The following is a 21,493-nucleotide window of genomic DNA, read 5'->3' as shown; positions in this document are numbered from 1 at the left end:
CGCCTCTGGCTAGCGCTCGGTCATCTCGCTCAGCCAGCCGAGGCGCGATGGCCCCGGGAGGCGACGGTGGCAGGCCCGAACGAGGTGAGCGGAGCGTGGCGCGCGCTTGGCCAGCAATTGGCCGCGTACCGCAAGGCGGCCGGCCACACCCAGCATTCACTGGCGCCCAGGATCCTTACCGGCCGCAGCACAATCGCGAACACCGAAGTCGGGCGCCAGCACCCAGACCGGGCCTTCTGGAACCGCTGTGACGAGGTCCTCGACACCGACGGTGCCCTCACCGCCGGGTACGACCGGGTCGTGGCCATTGAGCAGAAGTACCGCCGGGCCAGGGGAACAGCAGCATTCACCACCGCTCTGACCGCGGCCGGTACCACCCCGGTGACCGACACGAACGGCCAGCCCGCAGGGGAGGCGGATATCGTGATGACTGTGGCAGACGGGCGAGGACGGCACGTTCAGGTCAGCCGCCGGGCTCTCCTGCAGGCGGTCCCCGGCAGTGTGGTGGCGTCCCTGTCGAGTGCGGAACCGCTGCCCTCAGCGACACGGGCGGCGCAGGTTGATCCGGCTGTCGTGGAGCACTTCGCGGCACTGCGGTCGGTGCTCGTGGAATCCGACAACCGGGTCGGTGCCGCGGCCATCCTTCCCACGGCCCGACAGCAGCTCGGTCACATCGCCGACTACCGCCGAGCCGCACGAGGCAGCCTGCGCGAGGCGCTGTTGAGTACCGAGGCCCGGTGGGCGGAATTCGCCGGCTGGCTCAGCGACGATATGGGCGACCGGGACGCCGGCGAATGGTGGCTCGCCCAAGCGTTGACCATGGCCCAAGAAGCCGGGGACATCGAGTTCACCGCCTACGTTTTCGCTCGCATGGCGCAGCGGGCCAGCGACGCCGCCGACCAGGACCGCGTACTCGGGCTCGCCCGTGCCGCCGAGCGCGCTGGCAGCATCCGGGAGCAGGTGCGCGCGTTCGCGGCGGTGCAACGCGCGCACGGGCACACGGTCGAAGGTGACACCAGCTCGTTCCGGGCCGCCATCGCCGACGCCCACCACCTCGCTGCCGCCACCGGAACAGACGGCGGTGGGCTCGGTGCGTTCTGCACGACGGCATACATCAGCGCGCAGGAGGGCGAGGGCTGGCTTCGGCTGGGTCGCCCCGGCGTCGCCGTCCGGTGTTTCGGCGAGGCTCTCGACGCGTGGCCGGAAACGTACCGACGTGAACGGGGCCGCTATCTGGCGCGCACCGCCGTCGCCCACGCCGCCGCCGGTGAACCCGAGCTGGCCGCTGCCGCCGCCCTGGCCGCGCTCAACCTGGCCAACCTCACCCGCTCGGCACGCATCCAACGCGAGGTCGCAATTGCAGGCCGCCAGCTCGCGGCGTTTCCCACCGAGCCCGCAGTGCAGCAGTTGCATGCCGCCCTGGCCGCTTCCACAGCGACCTCGTGACCGACAGCAGCGGGGCCGGTGGCAGGGTCGATGCCGCCTTCGTCGGCCGGGCCAACATCGACCTGACCATCCATGTACCCCACCGTGCCCGACCCGGCCGCACCGCCATCGGCTCGCCTCTGACCGCCAATGCCGGAGGCAAAAGCCTCAACCAGGCCATCGCTGCCGCCCGCCACGGCGGGCGCGCCGCCCTGATCGCCAACGTCGGCGCGGACACCTGGGGCCACCAGATCACCGCAACACTGACCGACGCCAGGGTCGACACCCGCCGCGTCCGGCTCGTCCCCGACGCCACCACCGGCGCGGCCATCATCGAGGTCACCCCAGACGGCGAAAGCTACATCACCCTCGCACTCTCACCCGCCACCGAACTCACCACCGACGACATACACCGAGCCACCGCCGGCCTCGCTGCGGAAGCCGTGATCGTGCAGCTCGACCTGCCACCCGAGCCCGTAACCACACTGCTGAGCCACCGCCGCGCGCCGATCGTCATTGGCAATCTCGTCCCTAACCCTGACCTCGACCCCCGGCTGCTCGCGGAACTCGACGTCCTCGTGGTCAATCAACACGAAGCCGCCACCATCCTGCGCACCACCGCCGGCAACCCGCTCGAATCCGCCGCCGCACTGCAACGCCTCGGCCCTCGTACCGTCGTCGTCACCGCAGGCCCCAACGGCGCCGCCTTCACCCACCCCCATGGATCCGGCACCGTGCCGGCACCTGCCGTCCCGGTCGTCGACACCACCGGAGCCGGCGACGCCTTCCTCGGCTCTCTCGCCGTGGACCTCGCCCGCCATACCCCGCTACCCGACGCCATCACCGCCGCCGTCCACGCCGGCTCCCACACCGTCGGGCACAGCGGCGCTCACATCCGATTCACCAACTCCCCTGGCGGAGGCCCTCGCTGAAGGGCAGCTGCTCAATCGCCTCGCTGCCATTCACCTTCGACCGAGCGTCGAGACAAGGTCTACCGACGCGCGTCACCTTGTAGGGCAGTCGCCTCATCCACCCTCACCGGCGGTTTCGGTGACACCGCGCACCCACTGCAGGTATGGCCGTGAACCAGCGACCGCTGGCAGCGCGACGATCTCCGGGTTGGACCACTCGTGATGCTTCCTCAGGTAGCTCTCCAACTGGGGATACGCTCCGGCGCTGGACCTGAGCACCACCTGCCACTCCTGGCCGGTGCCAAAAGACCCCTCATGCCAGAAGGCTGACTCGGCCGGCCCCACGACCTGGCCACCAGCCGCCAACCGCTCCCGCACCGCGCCCTGGACCAACCGCCGCGCGACCTCCAGACTGCCCGCAGCGGTATACACATATAGGACCTCATTCATGAAGCTGACCCTACTCAGGGTGCAGCTGAGCTAGGCGGAGCTCACTGCGGTATCGATGCGCGGGTAGCCGCATTCGACGGGAGATGACGGATGGCGCGCCGTGACTACTTCAACGACCCCAGTGCGCCAGCTGCCAACAGCGTGGTGCCGTCGGTTGTGGCGGCGGTGCGTAACCAGCGCGGTGAGCTGTTGATGATCCATCGCACCGACAACAACCTGTGGGCGCTGCCCGGCGGTGGTCACGACATCGGCGAGTCGATCTCCGGCACGGTGGTGCGGGAGGTGCGCGAGGAGACCGGCATCGAGGTGGAGGTCATCGGCCTGGTCGGGATCTACACCAACCCCCACCACGTGATGGCCTACGACGACGGTGAAGTACGCCAGCAGTTCTCGATCTGCTTCACCGCCCGGCCCGTCGGCGGGCAACTGGAGACCTCCAGCGAGTCGCGTCAGGTCCGCTGGGTGAACCCCGCCGAGCTCAACCAGTTGGACATCCACCCCTCGATGCGGCTGCGTATCGACCATGCCCTCGAGGAGCGGGCGACGCCGTACATCGGTTGAGCAAGGAGGGACGGTGGAGTCCAGTGGGATTCCGCTCGGCGGAAGACTGCCAGTCAACCCCTCAGGCCAAAGCAGCCGTGGTTGCTATTAGATGCCCATCCATCAGAATACCGTTCCGGCGCAGGCCTTGTTCGATGTCCTGGGCCGGGTAGCTGGCGACGCCGGCGTCGTTGAGGATTCGCATCACCGTCGGGTGCGGCTGCACCTCATCCACCGAGGCCTGCAACACCCCGTCCACATGATGCCCACCGGCGGTTACCCGCGTCGCGGTCCCGGCACGGAACGCGATCATCACGAAGTGGTATGACCCGTCCTCGGCGCGAATCTCGTACACCCCCGTCGGCGTCAGCTCGCTGACCTCGAAACCGGATTCCTCCACCGTCTCTCGGCGGGCCGCATCGTGCGCCGACTCCCCGAACTCCACCTTGCCGCCCGGCAGCAGCAGCCACCCCGCGTACGGGCCACGCTGCTGCCGTACGAACACCACCTCACCCGACGCGGTGGAGACAACCGCCAGCGCGGCAATGGTCGGCTTCGCAGTCACAATCACCTCTCCCCGGGGAGTCCACCAGATTCCGGACCTCGCAACATCGGTCAGAAGCGGGCGAGGGGCCCTGGCACCCTAACGCGCCGGTTGTCTATCCGAACTCCACGACACCCCAGCGGTCCGCGCAGAATGGCGATCACGACTGAACACCCGCCGCCGGCGAGCTCATCGAGACTCTCGCGATATGTTCATCGGAGCTGCGCCCACGTCAGGGTCAAGATGCGAGGGTGGCTCGGCTGGCAACTTCGGTAGCTGTTCCTTACCTTGAAGAAGCGCCCCGAGCCGAGGACACCGGACCGGTAGAGCGTCCAGATCCCGATCTTCTCCGACCGCTGCGATGAGGCGGAGCGCGTCGGTGGCCAGACCGAGTGCGCCGAGTTCCACGACCGTGCTGGCCTTCCCTTCCAGCACCGGGTCCATCCGTCGGGTCCAATCTGGCAGCAGGACCCACGACGCGTACAGGTGATCGTCTAGCCTGGCGACGGGCTGAGCCGTGAGGAACTCCCTCCGGTCGGTGGGGACCTCGACGAACACTGGCGTCGAGTAGACCGGGTCAGCTTGGGCGGCGGCCAGCAGAAGCGGGTCCTGCACCAGGGTGGCGTCCACGAGCTGCGCGAACGATGGCGTCCACACGACCATGTGGCCATTGGTAGTGCCGTCGGGGTGGACAACCGGTGGTCGTTTCCACACGCCAACCTCGGACACCTCGGTGATCGTGTCGGTCACCCGGTACAGCGTCGCGCACGCGGCGACCGGCTCGGCCTCGAAGCCGAGGTGCCGCAGCGCCCCACTGACCTGATGACTCGTCGGGACACAGGTACCAACCGGCATGCCGCTCTGCGCTTGGTGTAGAACGGCTAGGACGGCGAGCAGCGGCACCATCTCCACCGGCGCGTCGACGAGCCGTCCAAACATGGGGCTGTATTCGTAGACCGGCATTAGCGCCGTCTCGTCCGGGCGGTGAGGGCGCCGGCTGCCGGGCACGCGGGTGGGCGGGATCATCCGGCGGATCGGCTCCCTCCGCTGCCGACGGCCACTGCGCTTGCGATTACCCACCGAGCCTCCCGACGCGAACACCCGCACCGCCGTCCCGTCGATGCTGACATGTCGACCGCCGGACACGACAGCCACAGTTCCCACCCCAAGAGTTGGAATCTGGACCGGAACCTGCTCATGCGGCTGCTTGCATCGCGGTGGCTGCCGGCGGTGCCGACCGCCTCGCTGGTGTCTGGTGGCCTCGCGAGTAGCCCGGTAGGTTCAGGCATCAAGCACTTTCATTAACGTCGATTGGGGCGCCGGCCACGTGTCACAGATCGAGAAGATCACCGGTGAGCTCCGTGCGTTGATGGCCGGGGTCGAACGCGCCCAGGGGTTAGCAGCCGCGGCCGACAGCCAAGCGCAGGAGGTGGCGCTGCGGGCCGCGGGCGCGGGCTTCCTCGCCGTGGCGGCGGGTGTGGCGCGGGTCCGCAACGCGATCACGAGTATCCAGGGCGGCCTGGGAAGTCTCGCCGGTTCGATCGGTGAGGCGACGAAGGCCACCGCGGCGGTGCCGAACGAGGCCACCCCGCAGGAGACGATCGCCGGGCTGGCGCCCGTGCAGAGCGCCGTGGACGCCGCTCGTGACGCGGCGACCGGGGCCATCACCGGAGTCGGTGAGGCGCAGCAACTCGTCGCCATGGTCCTGCAGGGCGGGCAGCCCGGGCCGCTGCTGCAGGCCTTGGAAGCCATCAAGCAGGTCCTGGTGCTGGTGGTTGCGCGCACCGGCGGGGCCCGGCAGGCCATCGAAGCGGCGATCGCGCAGGCCCGGCAATTGGGCTCGTCGGGAAACTGACAGGGGCTGGCGGTCACCCACCGGCCAGCCCCACCCCTTCCCAGCACGGCGACACCCCATCAGCTGACCATGACCACGGCACGCCCTGGACCAGACAGCCAACCGGTGTCCCGGGCGGGACGCCGACCGGTCCGAGAACCAGAATTCCACCCCGGTTGGACGACGACGGGCGGCGTCCGTTGGAGCTTGAAAACGAATGCGCCGATATAGTCGCCAGCAAGAGTTACCGGGTCCACCAGAACCCCACCAGGCAGGAGATCGCCGACGCCCGGCTCCGTACCGGCGACTCCGGCAACCCGAACAAAGACCCGGACTACCTGATCGAGGGTCATGTGTTCGACTGCTATTCGCCCACTCTCGGCAAGCCGGTGCGGGGCGTCTGGAGCGAGGTCCGCGCCAAGGTCGACAAGGAGCAGACCCAACGCGTGGTGCTGAACCTGCACGACTGGCACGGAGACCTCGCGGCCCTGCGGACACAGTTTGACACCTGGCCCGTCGAGAGGCTGAAGGAACTCGTCGCGGTAACGCCGAGCGGCGCGATCGTGCAGATCGTCCGTCGAGACTGAGGAGAGGCGCGGAGATGGCTGTCGAGTTCAGGTTGACCCTGGCCGGTGACCTGCCCCTGGACCACGTTGCTGATCTCGTGGCAGCCGAACCCGCCGAGAAGCCCAGGCCGAGCGGCACCAACCCACGGCTGCTCAGTGCCCGCCTCTACGACACCCGCGGGTACGCGTTGATCGTTTCCTCAGGCAGCCATGGCTATTTCGATGCCGAGGCCGACGACGGTGCCCGCTGGGAGTGGGAGCCGGAGACGTACGTCGACATCGACTTCTCCATGCGGGCAGACGACCTGGTCGACAAGGGGATCCCGAACATGATGAAGGCCGTGGCACGGGTGTTGGCCGCCCGGCAGGAGGACGCGGCGCTGGTCCAGAACGGCAACTGGCTCCTGTTGACTCGCGTCGGGGGCACACTCCGCAGACACCGGTCTACCTGGTGGAGCCACTACGGCATAGACGACTCCATCACCCAATGAACCAGCCGAGCGCGGGTGACCGGCTCACGGACGACGTGGCTTCGACCCGTCGTCCGTGGGCGACGTCGATGTCGTCTTCCTCGACCCGGCGGACCTGACTCGCGACATCGACGACCCGGCTGCCGCGTGGCTGGTCGCGACCTTTCCGGAATCCCCCGTGCAAGGCGGTGCCCAGCCGGGGGAGCGGCTAGCCCTTCCATGATCTTCGATGATGTGCGCGGTGTGTGCTCTCCAGCGGATGCCAACCGGGGTGAACCGGTGCCAACGTGGGTCACCATGGCCGACCGCCGGTCGCAAACGGGGGTTCGTGTGCTCGGTGTGTGGTCCTGGGCTGGGCGAACGGGGTTCCGGCGAACGTGGGCGAACGCGGGCCACTCCCTGCCACCCCAGGTGAACCCCCAGGTCGCTAGACTAGGCCCTCGCGCCCTCGTAGCTCAGGGGATAGAGCATCGGTTTCCTAAACCGTGTGTCGCAGGTTCGAATCCTGCCGGGGGCACCTCAAAGACCAGCATGAACGCGATCTGACCTGCGGATACTCTCCAACACCAACGTGGCACCGTGACGAGTCCGGCACTCGGCAAGCAGGCCCTTGCGTTGAGGCCGGCACAGTCGTTCGGCGTTCACTCCCGGCACAGCCACGACCAGGACGACGTGCGGTTGATCTGTTCCGGCCGGGTCGCCCTCGGCCACCGGCGCGGTAGCCGCCCGTACCGGCCGAAGACCCGCAAGGCCGCCCGCCGCTGCGGACACGGGCCGACCTCGGCGCAGCCGGAGCAGCGCCCGTCGGCGCTCGACGGCGTGTGCCGGTCCAACCGCGCCTGTGCCGCGCGCAACTGCTGTGCGATGGTCGCCGACAGATACGTGGTCACCGGTCCGCCACCCTGGCCGGCAGCAGCGCAGCGCGTACCAGGATCTGGGTCTGCGGCCCACGGCGGCCGGTGGCGTCGAGCTTGAAGCCCTCGACCCAGACCCACTCGTCGCACTCCGGCCGGTTGCTCACCAGCCGCACGCCGGTCACCCACACCGTCACCGGCCCGTCCGCCGGCCGGAACCGGTCGTCCGCCGCGATCCGCAGCACCGCACCGAGCTGTACGCGCACGTCAAACACGCCGGTTCACCGTCCCCCGTGAGACATCGGGTCGCCGGGTCCGGCTACCCCTGGCAAGCAGCTCGACGTGCAGGCCGGCGAGCTGAACGAAGACCTCCCGCCGCCCGGTGGCCTCACCGGTGGCCCGGTCGATGACATAACCCGTCAACCACACCCAGCCGTGGTACGTCGGCTTGTCGCACACCGACATCACCCGCAGCCACAACCCCCGGTCCCCGCCGAACTGCACCGACGCCCGCCGGCCGAGGAACACCAGGTCACCGGGCATCGGCGGCAGTACCGTCCCCGGCTTCGGCCGGGGCGGCACCGAGGCGGGCGGGCCATTCCGGGGATGTCGTTCGGGTCGAGATCCCACGCCAGCACCCACCCCGGGCCAGCCTCAACACGCACCGGGCACGATGGCCTGGGCGGTGCCCCCGGGTGGGATCGAGGATGATCTGGAGACGGTCGGAACTTCCGCAGGGCCACGCATCACGCTCTCCCACCAGCCAGGCATTAGAACTAGCTCTATGTGACCCGATCGACCATGGTGCTGTCAATAGAACTAGCTCTAATGTTGAACGGGTGGGCACACTTGCTAGGTAGAGATACCTCGACACAGCGCACCGGCCAGGAGGAGCCAATGGGTATCGGGTACCGGGATCTCGCCGCGCTGCTGCGTGAGGCCATCCAACGCGGCGACCATCCCGAGGGCAGCACCCTGCCCAAGCAGGACGAGATCGCCACCGAACACGGCGTCAACATCAACACCGTCCGTCAGGCAGTTCGGGTCCTCGAAGCCGAAGGACTCGTCACGCCCGTCCGCAGACGCGGCACCGTCGTCCGGCCACGGGTCGCCATGAAACGCCTCGGCACCGACCGCTACGCCAAGAGCAAGTGGAAGTCAGGGCTCGTCGCGTTCGCCGCCGACCGCGAGGCGACCGGCCGCACCTGGACGCCCGGCGACCAGACCAACGAGGTACGCCTGACCGAAGCGGACGCCGAAACCGCCGAAGCCCTCGGACTCGCGCCCGGAGCACCCGTCTACGAACGCGCCCGCCTGGTCACCGAAGCCGACGTGCCGACACACACCCTGACCAGCTACTACCGCCCGGAAGACGTCGAGGGAACCTCGCTGGTAGACCCGACGCCCGGCCCCGCCGGACAAGGCGGCGGCTTCGGCATCCTCACCAGCCGAGGACTGGAGCCCGACACGATCACCGAAACGGTACGAGCCCGGATGCCCACACCCGAGGAAGCCCAGCTACTCCAGCTCCCCGCAGGCGAGCCGGTCATGATCCTGCACCGCACGACCGTCACCCACGACGGCCGCCCCGTCGAGTTCGCCCGCGGAGTCCACGCCGCATCCCGCTTCACCTGGTCGTACACCTTCAAGATTCCCGACTGAGGCAGCCACGATGACGACGACTCCCCCGACCATCCCCGCCGAACACCGCGCGGACGTCGAATGCCTGTGGGACTACCACCACATGCACCACGAGATCCGGCCCGTTGATGTGGGCATCGGCCTCGGCAGCCATGATCTCGGAGTCGCCAAGGTGGCCACCGACCTCTACCACCGAGGGATGTACCCCACCCTGGTCTTCACCGGTGCCAACGCCCCGACCACCACCGAGGCCTTCCCGCGAGGCGAAGCCGTCCACTACCGCGAGTACGCCATAACCCACGGCGTACCAACCGCCGCGATCCTCATCGACACCCAGGCCACCAACACCGGCCAGAACATCGAGTACGCCCGCGCACTCCTTGCCAAGCACCAGGTCCCGGCCCGATCGGTGATCCTCATGTCCCGCCCCTACCAACAGCGCCGCGCGTACGCCACCTGCAAGAAGCTCTGGCCCGAGGTCGACGTGATCTGCGCGTCCCACCAGCTCTCACTCGACGACTACGTGGCCAGCATCGGCGACACCAAGAAGGTCATGGACATGCTCGTCGGCGACACCCAGCGCATCGACATGTACGCCGAACTCGGCTTCGCGATCCCCCAAGACATTCCCGACCAGGTGCGCGCCGCCTACACCCGCCTGGCCGACGCCGGCTTCACGAGCCGCCTCGTGTAGGTCGGCCCGTCGGCCAGCCTCAGCCATCTCAGGCGGCACCGCGACCGTCTTCGACCGGCGGCCCCGAGTCCCCGACTGCGCCGCCTCGATGAACTCATTCAGCACCGAGTTGACCGCCGTGCCGTCCGCGTACATCTGACCGCCATGCGCCTACCCCGTGTCGCCGTGTCCAACCGACGAGCAGACGCCAGCAGCGGCGTAGCTGACGGAGCCATGCATCAGTTCCAACGGTTGCCGAAACAATCTCAGTAAAGATCAAGGCGCTCCGCGCGGCGCGGGCCGGGGCGCGGGCCGGGGCGCGGTAACCGGCTCCTGCGGAGCCGCCGCCCCGGGCCTACCCGCCCGGGGCGGAAAGTCAACCGGCCCGAACCCCACGCCCCGCCCCGCGCGTCACTCCTGGGTCAGCGAGGTGACCCGGTGACGAGTCCCGGATAGACCTGTGGCCGGGCGTGCCGCCTGCACCGGTCCGGTCATCATCCAGCCTGACGAGACGAAGCCGCGGACCGGTCAGCGGGTCGCCCGGGGCGAGTTGCCGAACGGAACGCGGCGGGTTGCTCACGGGTCCGAGGTGGGGAAGGGGTGGGGGTGCGAAGAAGGGCGGAGGGTGGGGCGGGGTGGGGGTTAGAGCTGCCTCCGGCGGGGGCCGAACGACTCCGGGATGGAGTTGCCGAACGTTTCGGCCGTGGGTGGAGGGGTTGGGGGATGCCATCCCGCCAGCCACCGACCCAGGCAAGCCGAGCAGACCAGGGCCAGGGCGACAAGGTCGTACGTCCGGTAGGGCGCTCCACCTTGTCGCCCTGGCCCTGGCCCGCTCCACGGTGTGTGGGTCGGCGGCAGACGGGATGGCAAGGAGTTGATCGGCGGACGCTAAGCTCTCCGCCGTACTGCCCTGCGCCCCGCGCCAAAATCGACTACCTTCACCCCGCCATTCTGAGTCGGGTCGACTTGGCTTTGGTTAGCAATAGCCAATTGAGGAGTCGGCGCGATCGAACGCAAAAGGGTCGGATGAATCGCAAGCTTTTCTGAACCCTGCAGGTAAGGGCGAGGTCCATAGCGGCGAGACAGCAATGTCCAAAGCAGCTTCGGTGATTCATGCCCCACCGAGACGGGTTCGCGCTTTCGCCACCCCTTCGCTGATAACTGGACGAACAAGGAGTTCTTTCGAGTGTCTCCTACGGCACCAACAGTATGTCCGCGCATAATCAGAGCTTGGATGGAAACGCCCCAGGTCGCCTTTAGTCGAGCGTAGTCGGTCAGCGAGAGTCTGTCCGACATGCTGGCCTGAGCGCGATCGAGCGGCACCAGTAGAGCAGTCGCGAAAAGGTTCGCTTCCTGTTCGGCTTGATTGTGGGTGATTCTCGGTCGAAAGGTATGCAGGACCAGGTGCCCGAGCTCGTGAGCCAGGGTGAAGCGGTCCCTGTCCCCTTGATGGCCTGGAAAATATCCGATCAACGCAGTAGCGCCGAGGCCGCCCCAGTAGGAGACGCCAAAATGGCCGACCGCAACTTGTTCTTCTCCATCGTGATCTGGAAGAACCATGGGGGCAACTGCAATGCCGGCTCGTTCAAGAGCACGCGTGAGGTGCGGAATGGGCTTACCGGGGGCCAGTTGAAGTGCTTCCCGTGTCTCGTTTGCGAGCTGCTCAATCTCAGTGCTGGCAAGGTCGGCGTCGTTGGAAGTAAAGGGCAGAGACGGCGTCGGATAGCGCTCCGCTTCAACCAAATCTTCCGTCACGCGGTAGCTCTCACCGTAGACGGCGTGCACTCGCCGAGTAGTGGTCTTCCTGGCGGCAGACGTCTTCCGGAAACGGAGGGTGTCAAGAGGAAGCGATGCAGGGCGAGCCGCAAAGAAGCTGACCGGTGTGCCGGTCGCGTCCGCAATCTGTTGCAGCTTATCCTGTGTCGCCTCCTTACTTGACGTTTCGACATCTGATATCCAGGGTTGACTGACGCCAGACACCTCGGCTAGTTGACTCTGCGTCAACCCCAGAATGTCACGCAGGGTCTTAAGTCGCTCACCCGGCGCTGCCGCCAGCATCTTCGATCCCGCCTTCCAGTTGGTCCTCGTTTGGGATGTCCAACTCCATGCCCTCATCCGAGGGTTCGAACTCTAGTACAGCAAGATCCTCTGCCGTCTCGGGCAAGATGAAGTCGATGTCAGTCTCGGCGTGGTCGCCCCACTTCCAGTTCCCGATGGGCCTTACCACCCGGAAGGCCGGAACGCCGGTCTTCAGGTCGATCCGCCAGACGAACAGCAGGCGATCGTCCGGCGGTCCCGTGAGCCGCTGCTGAGCCAGAGTGAAGAGCGGCACGTTTCGGTAGTAGGCCTGCCTCGCGGCGTTGCTTCCCGCTGCAGGAACATCTGCGTCACGAATCGTGTGTAGGAGCCGTGCTCGATAATCGCCGTCAGTGAGCCAAAGCTCTCCGTTGCGTGAGTGGTTGCCAGCGAGGTTCCAGGAGTCGATCTTGATCTGCCGAAGTCGGAGGTGAGCGAATGCACGGATGGTGTGGGTCGCGTGCCACCTGTACTCCGGCAGGCCGTCGAGCTCCGGTAGCGCCTTCTTGCGTTGCTGGTCAGCCCAGGTGAAGACATCGTGCAGGGGTTCGCAGAGCGGGCCAAGGGCTTCGCGGATGCGCTCAACGTCTTCGTTAAACATGGAAGGGATATTATCAGCGAGATTCTTAACGTGGAAGCAGTGGCGCACCTACCGTCCTGTCGGCGTGGCGGCCGGTCGGCGGACCGGGGCGGCAGTGAACGGCAGGACCCACGGGCGTGGGGTACGGAGCAGGGTTGTGTACAGCCATCCGTACAGCCAAGTCGATCGACAGACCCGGTCCGAGAGCGGCGACGGGCGACACGGCGAGCAGGCCAGCGGCAGTCACCGACGCCGGCCGACAGTCGTCTTGATCTTTGCAAGGCAGGGGTATCCGTCGCGCTGCGGCCTTCCCTGCGGGCGGCCTCCGGCCGTCCTCGGGCATCCGCAGCGCCTCGTGCAGAGTACGTGCAATGATCTTGGCTCGCGGATCCGGTGAGAAGTCGGTCCGCCCTGTTCGCGGCCACAGCGGCCACTCTGCCGCTGTCGCCTTCCTAAACCGTGTGTCGCAGGTTCGAATCCTGCCGGGGGCACCTCAAAGACCAGCGAAGAACTCCTTGACCTGCGGATACTCCCCCGCATCGATCGGCCGACCCGTGCAGCCGGATGCCACCCGAAGCCACCGCTGCAGCGCTCCGTGCAAAATACGCAGAATGATCTTGACCCTCCGGGCAGCCGTCCCCGCAGGTCACCACCCGAGCCTGAGGAGCGTTCGGCACCCTGCTGGTGGTCGGCTCGCGGCTCTGTTGCTGTCTATGCCCGCCCTGACTTTGACAGCATGATCGGCATGTCTCCATGTTGGGATAGGTGACCCTAGTTGCTGGTATAGCTGGCCTTGTTCCGGGGAACTTGCTGAACCGCAGTGTGGAGTTCCGCAAGTGGCGGCAAGCCGAGCGGCACAGAGCCTGCGCACCTCTTGGAGGCTGGTCAGGCGGCGATCAACATCGTGGCGTGCCGAGAGGCAGTGCCCGCAGGCGTCCGTGTCGGGTTGCAGAACCCCATGGGAAGTTTGCCAATCTCTTGAGCCCTAGCATGGCCGGATGGGCAGCACGCCGAGCACACAGGGGCCCTTGGCCCGGCTGCTGGAGCATCGGGGCCTGCTCCTGTCCACCTTGCTCGTCTACACCGGCGTCCGGGAGACGGAGTTGCGTGCAGTCGCCACAGGTCAACCGGCGACACCCGCACTGGTACGGCTCCTGGCACCCGCCCTCGGCCTGCACACCGCCGACCTGTTCGTCATCGCGGAGCTGCCCGTACCGGATGATCTGACCCCGCTCGACCCGGCCGCCGGGAGCTGGGTACCCGCGCTGGTCGCGGCATCGACGCAACTACCACCCACGGAGCGGGGGCGGCTCCACCACGCGGTCCGGTCACTACCGCAGACCGAGCGAAGCAGGTCGTTCCCGCCTCCACCGCCCCGTGAGCGGTACCCGCCAGGGCCCGGCGGGCTCATCCTGCGCCTGCTCCGAAACCGGAATCTCGGGTGGTCCGCGACAGCCCGATGCCTGGCCCGGGTCACGCCTCACTACTACGCCGCCGCCACCATCGGACGCATCGGTCACGGTAGGAAGGAAATGAGTCCCGACCTGGTCGCCTGCTTCGCCGCCCTGCTGGGCCTACCCGCCGACGACCTGGCCGCCCTCACCGGCCACGAACCGGCCGATCCACCACCCGACCACCCCGACGCCCGAGATGCAGCCGCATTGATCTGGCACGCCCGCCGCCTCACCGCCGAGCAGCTACGCCACGTCCTCAACGAGGCAGACGAACCGCCGGCTGAGGGGTAACGAACTATCCGAGCAGATCTACGACTTCGATCCGCGTTCTGGGATCCGAGACCTGCAAGCAGGCCATCGTCGCCACGCCGAACCGATGCAACAACTCCGCGACCAGCTTGAGTGCCTCGTCCCGCGAAATCGGCAGGACCACCTCTACGTCGAGGTTGGTTCCCAGTTCACCGACACCCGCGCCAACGACCTCGAAGGCGTCAAGCTCCTGGAGCGCATCTTCGATGTCGTCCCGATCCACGGGGAGCCCACTCGTGAAGTTGATCTCGATGAACACTCCCGAGAACCTACCCCCAGATGGCGTCTACGACTGGAGCCACTGCCAGCCAAAGAAGCGCTCGAAGGAGCTGCCCGGAAGTCCAGACAGCCGATAAGTTGCGGCCGGTCGGCACTGCGAGCCGGGACAGCAACCCGGGTCAACGTTCGGCAGCTCGCGCGATCAGTTCCGCAATGGCCCAGAGTTGCGACATCATCACGACGTGCGAGGCCCGTACCTCCAGGTCGAGCACACGATCTCCGTACCGAGGACGAGTTGGGAGTCTCCATGACGGAACAGTGGAGTGTCGATGCTCCGGGTGTGATCGAGCTGCCGTCCGGGCGCCGCTTCCGGGGACGGGGCCTCAGATACGACTCGCCGGACGGCCCGACGCCGACGTTCGCGGTCCATCTGACGGACAAGCCGACCGCGGAACCCCAGTGGGAACGGGTCTGGGTGCGGTGGCGGGACTTCTGGTTGCCGGCCGACCCCGACGAAGCGCTGCGCGTGCTCCGGCAGGCCTACGATCGAGCCGAATCCGACCGGGTGGAGATCGCCTGCGGGGGTGGTATCGGGCGTACCGGCACCGGCCTGGCGACCCTGTGCGTCTTCGAGGGCATGGCCCCCGACGAGGCCGTCAACTGGGTGCGCCGGCACTACCACAGGCGCGCCGTCGAGGTCCGCTGGCAGCGCAGGTTCCTGCGCCACGCCTTCAGTGCCGCGGTGGGTCCGACGGATCGTTAGCGACGACCGGGGCCCGGTCCTCGCGGTCCAGCTCGGCGAGGTCCTGGTCGGACAGGGCGAGGCCGGCGCCGACGATGTTCTCGCGCAGGTGGGCGACCTTCGACGTACCGGGAATCAGCAGGACGTTCGGCGAGCGCCGCAGGAGCCAGGCGAGGGCGACGGACTTCGGGGTCGCCCCCGTCCGGGCGGCGACGGCCGAGAGTGCCGCGGAGCGCACCGGTGAGAAACCACCGAGCGGAAAGTACGGCACGTAGGCGACGCCGTCGACGGCCAGTTGCTCGATGAGCTGGTCGTCGTGGCGGTGGGCGAGGTTGTACATGTTCTGCACGCACACGACGGGGGCGACGGTGCGGGCCTCGGCGACCTGCTCGGCGGTGACGTTGCTGACCCCCAGGTGGCGGATCAGGCCGTCGCGGTGGAGTTCGACGAGGGTCTCGAACGCCTCGGTGATCGGGCCGGGCTGAGGCCCCTGGGCGTCACCCATCCGCATGTTGACCAGGTCGAGGGTGTCGACCCCGAGGGACCGCAGGTTGTCGTGGACCTGCTGGCGCAGGTCCGCGGGGCGGCGGGCGGTCGGCCAACCGCCCTGCGCGTCGCGGTTCGCCCCCACCTTGGTGGCGATCAACAACGATTCCGGGTACGGGTGCAGCGCTTCGCGGATCAGTTCGTTGGTGATCCGCGGCCCGTAGGCGTCGCTGGTGTCGATGTGGGTGATGCCCCGGTCGACCGCTTCGCGCAGAACGGCCAGCGCGCCGTCGCGGTCGGCGGGTGGCCCCAGCACCCACGGTCCGGCGAGTTGCATGGCGCCGTAGCCGAAGCGGGTGACGGTGTGGTCGCCGAGCGTCCAGGTGCCGCCGGGCAGGGCGGTGGGAGAGGTGCTCATCGGGTCACTTTCGTTGTCGGGAGAGGGTGGCGCGTTCCAGCATGGGAGCTTTACTCTCCATCGGGAAGTAGGCACTTGAAAGTGCGTAACCACCCAGCAGGGAGAGGGGAGCCCGGTGGCCACAACGAGAGCAGCGCAGCAACGGGCCCGGGCCAAGGCGGACTACGACGCGTTCCTCGCGGTCTGCCCCAGCCGTCAGCTGCTCGACCGGATCTCCGACAAGTGGGTGGTGCTGGTGCTGTGCGCGTTGGGCGGTGACGCCGGCCCGCGACCGGACGCGCCGAGGGCGCTGCGCTACTCCGAGCTGGCCCGGCTGCTGGCCGGGGTCAGTCAGAAGATGCTCACCCAGACCCTGCGTTCACTGGAACGCGACGGTCTGCTCACCCGGACGGTGACGCCGACCGTCCCGGTCACCGTCTGCTACGAGCTGACCGACCTCGGTCTGTCGCTGCACCGGATGACCCGGGAGATCAGGTACTGGGCGCAGGACCACATGGGTGAGGTCCTCGCCCACCGCGACGCCCACGACGCCTCCTGACCGGGCCTGCGGCCCGGCGGTTCACCGCCGGGCGTCCACGAACTGTCGGGCCAGGGCGGCCGGTGAGATGTCGTACTCCTCCTCGACCGTGCGGGCCACCAGGTGACAGAGCAGGTAGCGCTGGGTCGGCACGATGCCGAGTCGGCCCAGGTGGGAGTAGAGCTGGTTGATGGCCAGCCGGTGACAGCGGAACCAGACCTGCGACAGCACCTCGCTCCGGTGGGCCGGTGTCTCGCTGAGGATGTCGTGGAAGGCGATCGGGTGTCGTAGCTCCATGCCCTGCTGGTCGAGGTGGTCGAGGTCGATCTCGCCGCTGGTGAACAGCGGCTCGGCCCGCGCCTTCTGGTCCCGGACGATCCCCAGCCAGGTCTCGACCAGCGGATCCGGGCGACCGCCCCGCACCGTGGCCAGGGTGGCGTCGAGCCGGTCGCGCAGCGCCGGGCGGTGCCGCCGGTACCGCTCGTCGAACGTGGCGCGGACGGCGTCGGGGTCGGCGGTGTACGCCAGGAAGGACTCGACGTGCGACCGGAACGACAGGTAGCCCCGGGAGATCGGTGGGACGCTGAGATGACCGAAGGCGAACAGCAGGTCCAGGGCGTGCCCGATCCGGTCCACCGCACCGCTGCGGATCGCGGCCAGGGTGTCGAAGGTCAGGGCGGTGCTGCGGGCGTACGCCCCGGCCAGCAGGCTCGCCAGTTGCGGGCTGCCCAGGACGTGCCGACGGTCCTCGTACGGTTCGAACTGGACGGTGTTGTCGGGGTACCAGGGGGTGAGCGGGCCGGGGTCTGCCTCGCGGACGGCGAGCCGCCGGTGTGCCGCCAGGTGGTCGGCCTCGCGCAGGGCGGCCGTCGAGGGGTGGTCACGCAGGTAGCCGGAGAGGCTGCGCCGCGCGGTGGGGCGTACCGTCGCGGCCCAGAGTTGCGGGGTGGTCCGCAGGTTGATCCGCAGGTGGGGCCCACGACGCCAGTGGCGGATGACATGTGGTTGGTCGACGACGTCGGCGAGCGCGGTCAGCAGGGGGCGTACGCCGTCCAGGATCAGGTCGTCCTTCTCCTGGGCGTGGTACCGGACCTGGATGCTGTACCAGCCGGGTTCCTCCGGCGGCGGGGTGGCTGTCATCGGAAGTCCTCCTGTTCGCGCGCGGGTTCTCCGAGGTCGACGCAGGCGGCGCAGACCAGGTAGTGCAGCTGGGTCTCCTGGTCGACACCGAGACCCAGCCGGTTGCAGAGCAGGTGCACACAGCGCAGCAGGACGACGAGCAACGCCTGCTCCGCACGGGTCGGCCCGACGTCGGCGAGGCGGGTCGGCCCGGCCTCGGTGAAGCGGGTCGGCCCGACGTCGGCGGTGAAGCGGGACGGGCCGGCGTCGGCGGTGAAGCGGGTCGGCACCGACCGCAGGTCGGGGCGGAAGTCCCCGGCCCGGTGCAGGTCGGTCAGCTCGGCTCGGAGCCGGTGGATGGAGGCGGACCAGGCGGCGACGAAGGGGTCCGGATCAGCCCCTGGTCGCGCCGACTGCGCGGCCGGCCAGCAGCCGGACACCAGCCGCCGCAGTGCGGTGCGCTGCCGCAGGTAGCTCTCCCGCCGTGCCCGGTGACCGTCGGCCGGGTCCCAGTGGGACCGGGACCGGGTAAGCAGGTGTGCCAGGCGGTGCCGGTCGGGTTGCCAGGCGGCGAGCGCCGAGGCCAACGCGAGCACCGCCAGCCGCGAGCGGTGATCCGCAGCCGCCGGGCGGGCCAACGTCGACAGGGCCAGCCAACTGGAGTCGGTGAAGTGGCGTTCGACGGCCCGGGTCGCCGCCCGGCCGCCGTAGACCGGGTACTCGGGCTGGTAGGGCTGGACCTCCACCACGTCGGGCGGGCGGATCCGTCGGTCGTGGTCGGCCCGGCCCTCCAGGCGGGCGTACCGCTCGGCGAGGGCCGCGTACCGCTCGGCGGGCCCCGGGGGTGGGGAGGGGAACCGGGCCAGGTGCGCCTCCAGGGTGGACCGGGTGCAGGCCGCGACGTCGGCGGCGAGGTCGGGCCGGGTCGGCAGCAGGCGGAGCCGGAGGTGCGGCCCGCCCTCCCAGTACCTGATGAAGAAGAACTGGTCGAGTACGCCGGTGGCCCGCAACGAGGCGACCAGTGGGGCGACCGCCCCGGTGAGCAGCCGGTCGTGGTCGCCGCGGTGGAAGGCGTGCAGCGACAGCCAGGGCGGCGGGGTCACGAGGGGCCGATCTCGACGACGTACTCGGTCACGTGCCGGCCCTCGGTGCCGTAGCTCGGGGCGTCGGCGAGCTGCGGCAGGGCCTCCTGGAAGGTGAGCACCGCGTCCGGGCCGCGCAGCAGGCGTTCGAAGAGGCGTACGAGCGGCACGTTTGCCAGGTCGAGGTAGACCGGCTTGACCGGGGCCGGTCGGCTCGCCGTGACGTACGAGCGCTGGGGGATCCGGTGTTCGGCGAACCAGGCGGCCAGGGTCAGCAGGTAGCCGGCGTCGTCGACGCCCTTGGCACGGCCCGGCACGAGATCGGCGCGGACCCGCCAGGAGGCCCGGGAGACGGTGACCCGGCCGATCGACAGCCGGGGTCGTCGCCGTACCGTGCCGGTCGGGTGTTCCGGGGTCCCGGTGAAGATCTGGGCGGTCGGGGCGGCGGCGTTGGGCACGTCGCCGAAGAGGTGGACCAGGAAACGGGCGAGGCGGGGCAGCCGGGCCCCGGCCATCATGCCGGTGTACGCGATGCGGACCGCACCGTCGTCGCTGCGCCGCCGCAGGCGCAGACCCGGGGTCGCCGCGTCGGGCGTCACGACCAGGTCGTCCAGCGGGATCCGTTGCTGCGGTGGGCGGGCGCTGACCATCCCCGGGTGGCAGATCTCGAAGCCCACCGCCGGGGAGCGCAGGTTGACGTTGCTGCCGAAGAGGCCGGTGAGCTCGGCGAGGTAGCCCGCCGGGTCGGGACCGGATAGTGCCGTGGACCCGGGCGGGTCGACGGGGTCGGCTGCCTCCGGGGCGACCTTCGCCAGCAGCCGGTGCACCCGGCTGCGGACGGCCCCGTGCCCGGCGCCGACGCCGTTGAGCACGAGCCGGAGCCCGTCGGCGGCGGGTACCTGCTGGACGAAGCAGGCCAACGCCGGGGCGGGTCGTACCCACGGCGGCCAGCCGGCCGCCAACGCCCGTACCCGCGCCGGGTCGACGGTGATTCCGTCCTGGCCGGTTTCCGGCCCCGCCCAGAGGGTGGCCAGTGCCTCCTGTCGCAGCCGGTGCAGCAACCGCACCTCGGCGAGGGTGCTGCCGGCCGGGTCGGGCGGCTCCCCCGGGTGCAGCAGGCCGGCGAGCTCCGCCAGCGCCGTTGCCGGGGCGGCGTCGACGGTCAGCCGGGACAGCTCCCGGTGCAGCGTGAGCAGACCCACCCGGGCGTGCGCGCCGTACCGGTCGACGAAGATCCGGTGGGCCACCAACCGGACGACCGTCGAGTGCTGGAAGAGGGCCAGAAAGCGGTGGACCACGTGCAGGTCGGCCACGGCCGGACGCCAGGCCGGCCCGCCGAGGCGGACCGGGTCGGCGGTGAAGACGGCGTTCTCCCGGAAGAGGTTCCGGGCGGGCAGCGGCGGGCCACCGACCTGGCCGCTCACCGTCTCGAACTCGGTGCGGATCCGGTGGTGCAGCTCCCGGCGACGGCAGGCGCCGGTCCCGGGGGCCGGATAGGTGTCGAGGGCGTCCGCGAGGGCCCGGAGCGGTCCGGCGGCCGGTGCGTCCGGGCCGAGCCAGGCGCGCAGGTCGTGCAGGTGGTCGGCGGCCTGGTCGGCGAAGGGAGGTCGGATCTCGACCAGCCCGATCTCGACCAGCCGGTCGAAGGTCACCGCGGCGTCGCGGGGCAGGCGGCGGCCCACCTCCGCGAGGGGTCCGCCGGCACCGACGGCCTCGACGACGGTACGCACCGGCGGGGTCAACAGCAGTCCCCGGATGCGCTCGCGTCCCGGGTGGCCGAACCAGATCCGCCCCTCGGCCACCTCGGCGTCCGGCGTGACGGCCACCACGAGCCGGTCGGCGGCACCGTCGGTGGCCAGGCGGCGGCTGAGCGCCTGGAGCAGGGGTACGTCCGGCTCGACGGCGCTGCGTCAGGCCCAGCGGCCGGTGGGCTGCACGGGGGTCGGCACGTCGGACCACCGGCACAGCCCGCTCATCATGAAGGTGGCCTGCGGGCTGGTCTTGGCCACCGCGCGGGCCAGGTACTTGGCCAGCCGCAGCGCCACCTGGGCCCGGGGCGCGCTGCCCTCCGGCTGGGCACGCCATTTCAGCAGGGCGTGCAAAAGGTCCTCACTGGACTGCAGCAGTCCGAACTCGAAGACCTCGGTGGCGCTCCACTCGCGCAGGGCCCGCAGGCTGCGGACCCGCTCGGCGTCGAGCAGTTCGGGAAGTCGCCGGGTCAGCGCGGCGGACCGGGCCAGCTCGACGGTCCAGCCGGTCAGCTCGGCTCGGAAGCGGGCGGGCAGCAGCTCGGCATGGTTGCCGGGCCAGGCCCGGGGTCCGGGACGGCGGTGGTTGTGCAGGGCCCGCCGGAGGGCCACCAGCTCCGGCCGGGCGTCGGCGAGGGCCGGGTCCGCGACGAAGCCGTGGACCTCGTCGGCCAGCCGGGCACCGACCTCGGCCACCAGGCGACGGCTGGCGAGGATGGCCTGGACCGTCGCCCAGGAGGCCGGTGCGGCGGTCTCCGCCAGGGCCTGCGTGGGTAGCGCGGCGACCCGTACGACGACGACGGGGCCGGTGGAGTCGGTGGGCGGAGCGGGCACA

Annotated in this window: 26 protein-coding genes, 1 tRNA gene and 1 pseudogene; 13 read left to right on the top strand and 15 right to left on the bottom strand. The window is 69.3% G+C overall.

The genetic code is table 11. From position 1 onward, the window contains the following. Nucleotides 1-66: 66 nt before the first annotated feature. Both GA0070617_RS04000 and GA0070617_RS03995 read left to right on the top strand, forming a co-directional pair. Nucleotides 67-1,446 carry a helix-turn-helix domain-containing protein gene (locus GA0070617_RS04000; RefSeq protein ID WP_091434030.1) on the top strand — a complete coding sequence of 460 codons (1,380 nt, stop codon included), beginning with the start codon at nucleotides 67-69 and terminating at the stop codon, nucleotides 1,444-1,446. Beyond that, entirely contained in the window at nucleotides 1,443-2,357 is a 915-nt protein-coding gene (locus tag GA0070617_RS03995; protein WP_091434028.1) for a PfkB family carbohydrate kinase, read from the top strand. The genes GA0070617_RS04000 and GA0070617_RS03995 overlap by 4 nt, the downstream gene beginning before the upstream one ends. Before the next feature lie 93 nt (nucleotides 2,358-2,450). Here GA0070617_RS03995 and cutA read toward each other — a convergent pair whose 3' ends face one another. Continuing rightward, a complete protein-coding gene (gene cutA / locus GA0070617_RS03990; RefSeq protein ID WP_091434026.1) occupies nucleotides 2,451-2,786 on the bottom strand; it encodes a divalent-cation tolerance protein CutA in 336 nt (111 codons plus the stop codon). A gap of 90 nt (nucleotides 2,787-2,876) precedes the next feature. Between cutA and GA0070617_RS03985 the strand changes: the two genes are divergently transcribed. Beyond that, on the top strand, nucleotides 2,877-3,347 hold the full coding sequence (locus GA0070617_RS03985; RefSeq protein ID WP_091434024.1) for an NUDIX hydrolase: 471 nt from the start codon (nucleotides 2,877-2,879) through the stop codon (nucleotides 3,345-3,347). Between the two features lie 61 nt (nucleotides 3,348-3,408). On the opposite strand, the gene GA0070617_RS03980 is transcribed toward GA0070617_RS03985, so the two are convergent. Beyond that, entirely contained in the window at nucleotides 3,409-3,891 is a 483-nt protein-coding gene (locus GA0070617_RS03980; RefSeq protein ID WP_229688392.1) for an NUDIX hydrolase, read from the bottom strand. Between the two features lie 168 nt (nucleotides 3,892-4,059). Then, nucleotides 4,060-5,025 carry a hypothetical protein gene (locus GA0070617_RS03975; protein WP_229688393.1) on the bottom strand — a complete coding sequence of 322 codons (966 nt, stop codon included), beginning with the start codon at nucleotides 5,023-5,025 and terminating at the stop codon, nucleotides 4,060-4,062. A gap of 172 nt (nucleotides 5,026-5,197) precedes the next feature. Here GA0070617_RS03975 and GA0070617_RS03970 point away from each other — a divergent pair, with 172 nt between their 5' ends. The 5 genes from GA0070617_RS03970 to GA0070617_RS03955 all read left to right on the top strand — a co-directional run bounded on the left by GA0070617_RS03970 (nucleotide 5,198) and on the right by GA0070617_RS03955 (nucleotide 7,257). Continuing rightward, complete coding sequence (locus GA0070617_RS03970) at nucleotides 5,198-5,725, top strand: DUF6244 family protein (protein WP_091434018.1); 528 nt, start codon at nucleotides 5,198-5,200, stop codon at nucleotides 5,723-5,725. Nucleotides 5,726-5,880: 155 nt separating this feature from the next. Continuing rightward, the gene (locus GA0070617_RS03965) at nucleotides 5,881-6,291 is read left to right on the top strand and encodes a CdiA C-terminal domain-containing protein (RefSeq protein ID WP_091434016.1); all 411 of its coding nucleotides are present in this window, start codon (nucleotides 5,881-5,883) and stop codon (nucleotides 6,289-6,291) included. Nucleotides 6,292-6,305: 14 nt separating this feature from the next. Continuing rightward, on the top strand, nucleotides 6,306-6,761 hold the full coding sequence (locus GA0070617_RS03960) for a SitI3 family protein (RefSeq protein WP_091434014.1): 456 nt from the start codon (nucleotides 6,306-6,308) through the stop codon (nucleotides 6,759-6,761). Nucleotides 6,762-6,816: 55 nt separating this feature from the next. Then, complete coding sequence (locus tag GA0070617_RS29600; RefSeq protein ID WP_139135567.1) at nucleotides 6,817-6,963, top strand: nucleotidyltransferase family protein; 147 nt, start codon at nucleotides 6,817-6,819, stop codon at nucleotides 6,961-6,963. Nucleotides 6,964-7,184: 221 nt separating this feature from the next. Beyond that, nucleotides 7,185-7,257 (top strand) — tRNA-Arg (locus GA0070617_RS03955). A gap of 124 nt (nucleotides 7,258-7,381) precedes the next feature. Here GA0070617_RS03955 and GA0070617_RS03950 read toward each other — a convergent pair. Genes GA0070617_RS03950 through GA0070617_RS03940 form a run of 3 tightly spaced genes read right to left on the bottom strand, consistent with a single transcriptional unit; the run spans nucleotide 7,382 to nucleotide 8,137 of the window. After that, nucleotides 7,382-7,630, bottom strand: a complete 249-nt coding sequence (locus tag GA0070617_RS03950; RefSeq protein ID WP_229688394.1) for a hypothetical protein — start codon at nucleotides 7,628-7,630, stop codon at nucleotides 7,382-7,384. Beyond that, nucleotides 7,627-7,869: a hypothetical protein gene (locus GA0070617_RS03945; protein ID WP_091434011.1), complete on the bottom strand. Its 243-nt coding sequence runs from the start codon at nucleotides 7,867-7,869 to the stop codon at nucleotides 7,627-7,629. The genes GA0070617_RS03950 and GA0070617_RS03945 overlap by 4 nt, the downstream gene beginning before the upstream one ends. Beyond that, nucleotides 7,862-8,137: a hypothetical protein gene (locus tag GA0070617_RS03940; RefSeq protein ID WP_091445859.1), complete on the bottom strand. Its 276-nt coding sequence runs from the start codon at nucleotides 8,135-8,137 to the stop codon at nucleotides 7,862-7,864. Before GA0070617_RS03940 ends, GA0070617_RS03945 begins: the two co-directional genes overlap by 8 nt. Before the next feature lie 354 nt (nucleotides 8,138-8,491). Between GA0070617_RS03940 and GA0070617_RS03935 the strand changes: the two genes are divergently transcribed. Both GA0070617_RS03935 and GA0070617_RS03930 read left to right on the top strand, forming a co-directional pair. Then, nucleotides 8,492-9,256 (top strand): GntR family transcriptional regulator, encoded by a 765-nt coding sequence (locus GA0070617_RS03935; RefSeq protein WP_091434009.1) that lies wholly within the window; start codon nucleotides 8,492-8,494, stop codon nucleotides 9,254-9,256. Nucleotides 9,257-9,266: 10 nt separating this feature from the next. Then, nucleotides 9,267-9,929, top strand: a complete 663-nt coding sequence (locus tag GA0070617_RS03930) for a YdcF family protein (RefSeq protein WP_091434007.1) — start codon at nucleotides 9,267-9,269, stop codon at nucleotides 9,927-9,929. Nucleotides 9,930-10,796: 867 nt separating this feature from the next. Here the strand turns inward: GA0070617_RS03930 and GA0070617_RS03925 are convergent. The 3 genes and pseudogenes from GA0070617_RS03925 to GA0070617_RS03920 all read right to left on the bottom strand — a co-directional run bounded on the left by GA0070617_RS03925 (nucleotide 10,797) and on the right by GA0070617_RS03920 (nucleotide 12,585). Beyond that, nucleotides 10,797-11,693: an ImmA/IrrE family metallo-endopeptidase gene (locus GA0070617_RS03925; protein WP_229688395.1), complete on the bottom strand. Its 897-nt coding sequence runs from the start codon at nucleotides 11,691-11,693 to the stop codon at nucleotides 10,797-10,799. Between the two features lie 96 nt (nucleotides 11,694-11,789). Then, nucleotides 11,790-11,966: pseudogene (locus GA0070617_RS32305) on the bottom strand (helix-turn-helix domain-containing protein); the annotation flags it as partial. Next, nucleotides 11,944-12,585 carry a hypothetical protein gene (locus GA0070617_RS03920; RefSeq protein WP_091434002.1) on the bottom strand — a complete coding sequence of 214 codons (642 nt, stop codon included), beginning with the start codon at nucleotides 12,583-12,585 and terminating at the stop codon, nucleotides 11,944-11,946. The pseudogene GA0070617_RS32305 and the gene GA0070617_RS03920, both read right to left, overlap by 23 nt. Nucleotides 12,586-13,562: 977 nt before the next feature. Between GA0070617_RS03920 and GA0070617_RS03915 the strand changes: the two genes are divergently transcribed. After that, nucleotides 13,563-14,309, top strand: coding sequence for an XRE family transcriptional regulator (locus GA0070617_RS03915; protein ID WP_229688396.1), 747 nt, complete (start codon nucleotides 13,563-13,565; stop codon nucleotides 14,307-14,309). Between the two features lie 4 nt (nucleotides 14,310-14,313). Here the strand turns inward: GA0070617_RS03915 and GA0070617_RS03910 are convergent, their stop codons facing one another. Next, nucleotides 14,314-14,586, bottom strand: coding sequence for a hypothetical protein (locus tag GA0070617_RS03910; protein ID WP_091434001.1), 273 nt, complete (start codon nucleotides 14,584-14,586; stop codon nucleotides 14,314-14,316). Nucleotides 14,587-14,853: 267 nt separating this feature from the next. Here GA0070617_RS03910 and GA0070617_RS03905 point away from each other — a divergent pair, with 267 nt between their 5' ends. Continuing rightward, nucleotides 14,854-15,309 carry a phosphatase domain-containing protein gene (locus GA0070617_RS03905; protein WP_091433999.1) on the top strand — a complete coding sequence of 152 codons (456 nt, stop codon included), beginning with the start codon at nucleotides 14,854-14,856 and terminating at the stop codon, nucleotides 15,307-15,309. On the opposite strand, the gene GA0070617_RS03900 is transcribed toward GA0070617_RS03905, so the two are convergent. Then, nucleotides 15,278-16,192 (bottom strand): aldo/keto reductase family oxidoreductase, encoded by a 915-nt coding sequence (locus tag GA0070617_RS03900; protein WP_091433997.1) that lies wholly within the window; start codon nucleotides 16,190-16,192, stop codon nucleotides 15,278-15,280. The two genes, GA0070617_RS03905 and GA0070617_RS03900, sit on opposite strands and share 32 nt — an antisense overlap. 115 nt (nucleotides 16,193-16,307) lie before the next feature. On the opposite strand from GA0070617_RS03900, the gene GA0070617_RS03895 reads away from it, so the two are divergent. After that, complete coding sequence (locus tag GA0070617_RS03895; protein ID WP_091433996.1) at nucleotides 16,308-16,730, top strand: winged helix-turn-helix transcriptional regulator; 423 nt, start codon at nucleotides 16,308-16,310, stop codon at nucleotides 16,728-16,730. 21 nt (nucleotides 16,731-16,751) lie between these two features. Here GA0070617_RS03895 and GA0070617_RS03890 read toward each other — a convergent pair whose 3' ends face one another. The 4 genes from GA0070617_RS03890 to GA0070617_RS03875 all read right to left on the bottom strand — a co-directional run bounded on the left by GA0070617_RS03890 (nucleotide 16,752) and on the right by GA0070617_RS03875 (nucleotide 21,492). Then, a complete protein-coding gene (locus GA0070617_RS03890; RefSeq protein ID WP_091433994.1) occupies nucleotides 16,752-17,849 on the bottom strand; it encodes a thiopeptide maturation pyridine synthase in 1,098 nt (365 codons plus the stop codon). Next, complete coding sequence (locus GA0070617_RS03885) at nucleotides 17,846-18,931, bottom strand: thiopeptide-type bacteriocin biosynthesis protein (RefSeq protein WP_175440427.1); 1,086 nt, start codon at nucleotides 18,929-18,931, stop codon at nucleotides 17,846-17,848. The genes GA0070617_RS03890 and GA0070617_RS03885 overlap by 4 nt, the downstream gene beginning before the upstream one ends. Beyond that, entirely contained in the window at nucleotides 18,928-20,736 is a 1,809-nt protein-coding gene (locus GA0070617_RS03880) for a lantibiotic dehydratase (RefSeq protein WP_342341779.1), read from the bottom strand. Before GA0070617_RS03880 ends, GA0070617_RS03885 begins: the two co-directional genes overlap by 4 nt. An 84-nt stretch (nucleotides 20,737-20,820) precedes the next feature. Further along, entirely contained in the window at nucleotides 20,821-21,492 is a 672-nt protein-coding gene (locus GA0070617_RS03875) for a hypothetical protein (RefSeq protein ID WP_091433989.1), read from the bottom strand. Nucleotide 21,493 lies beyond the last annotated feature (1 nt).

It is taken from the genome of Micromonospora yangpuensis, from assembly GCF_900091615.1.
Classification (GTDB): domain Bacteria; phylum Actinomycetota; class Actinomycetes; order Mycobacteriales; family Micromonosporaceae; genus Micromonospora; species Micromonospora yangpuensis.
The sequence above is the reverse complement of the archived record's forward strand: the minus strand, read 5'-3'. Positions and strand labels throughout refer to the sequence as shown.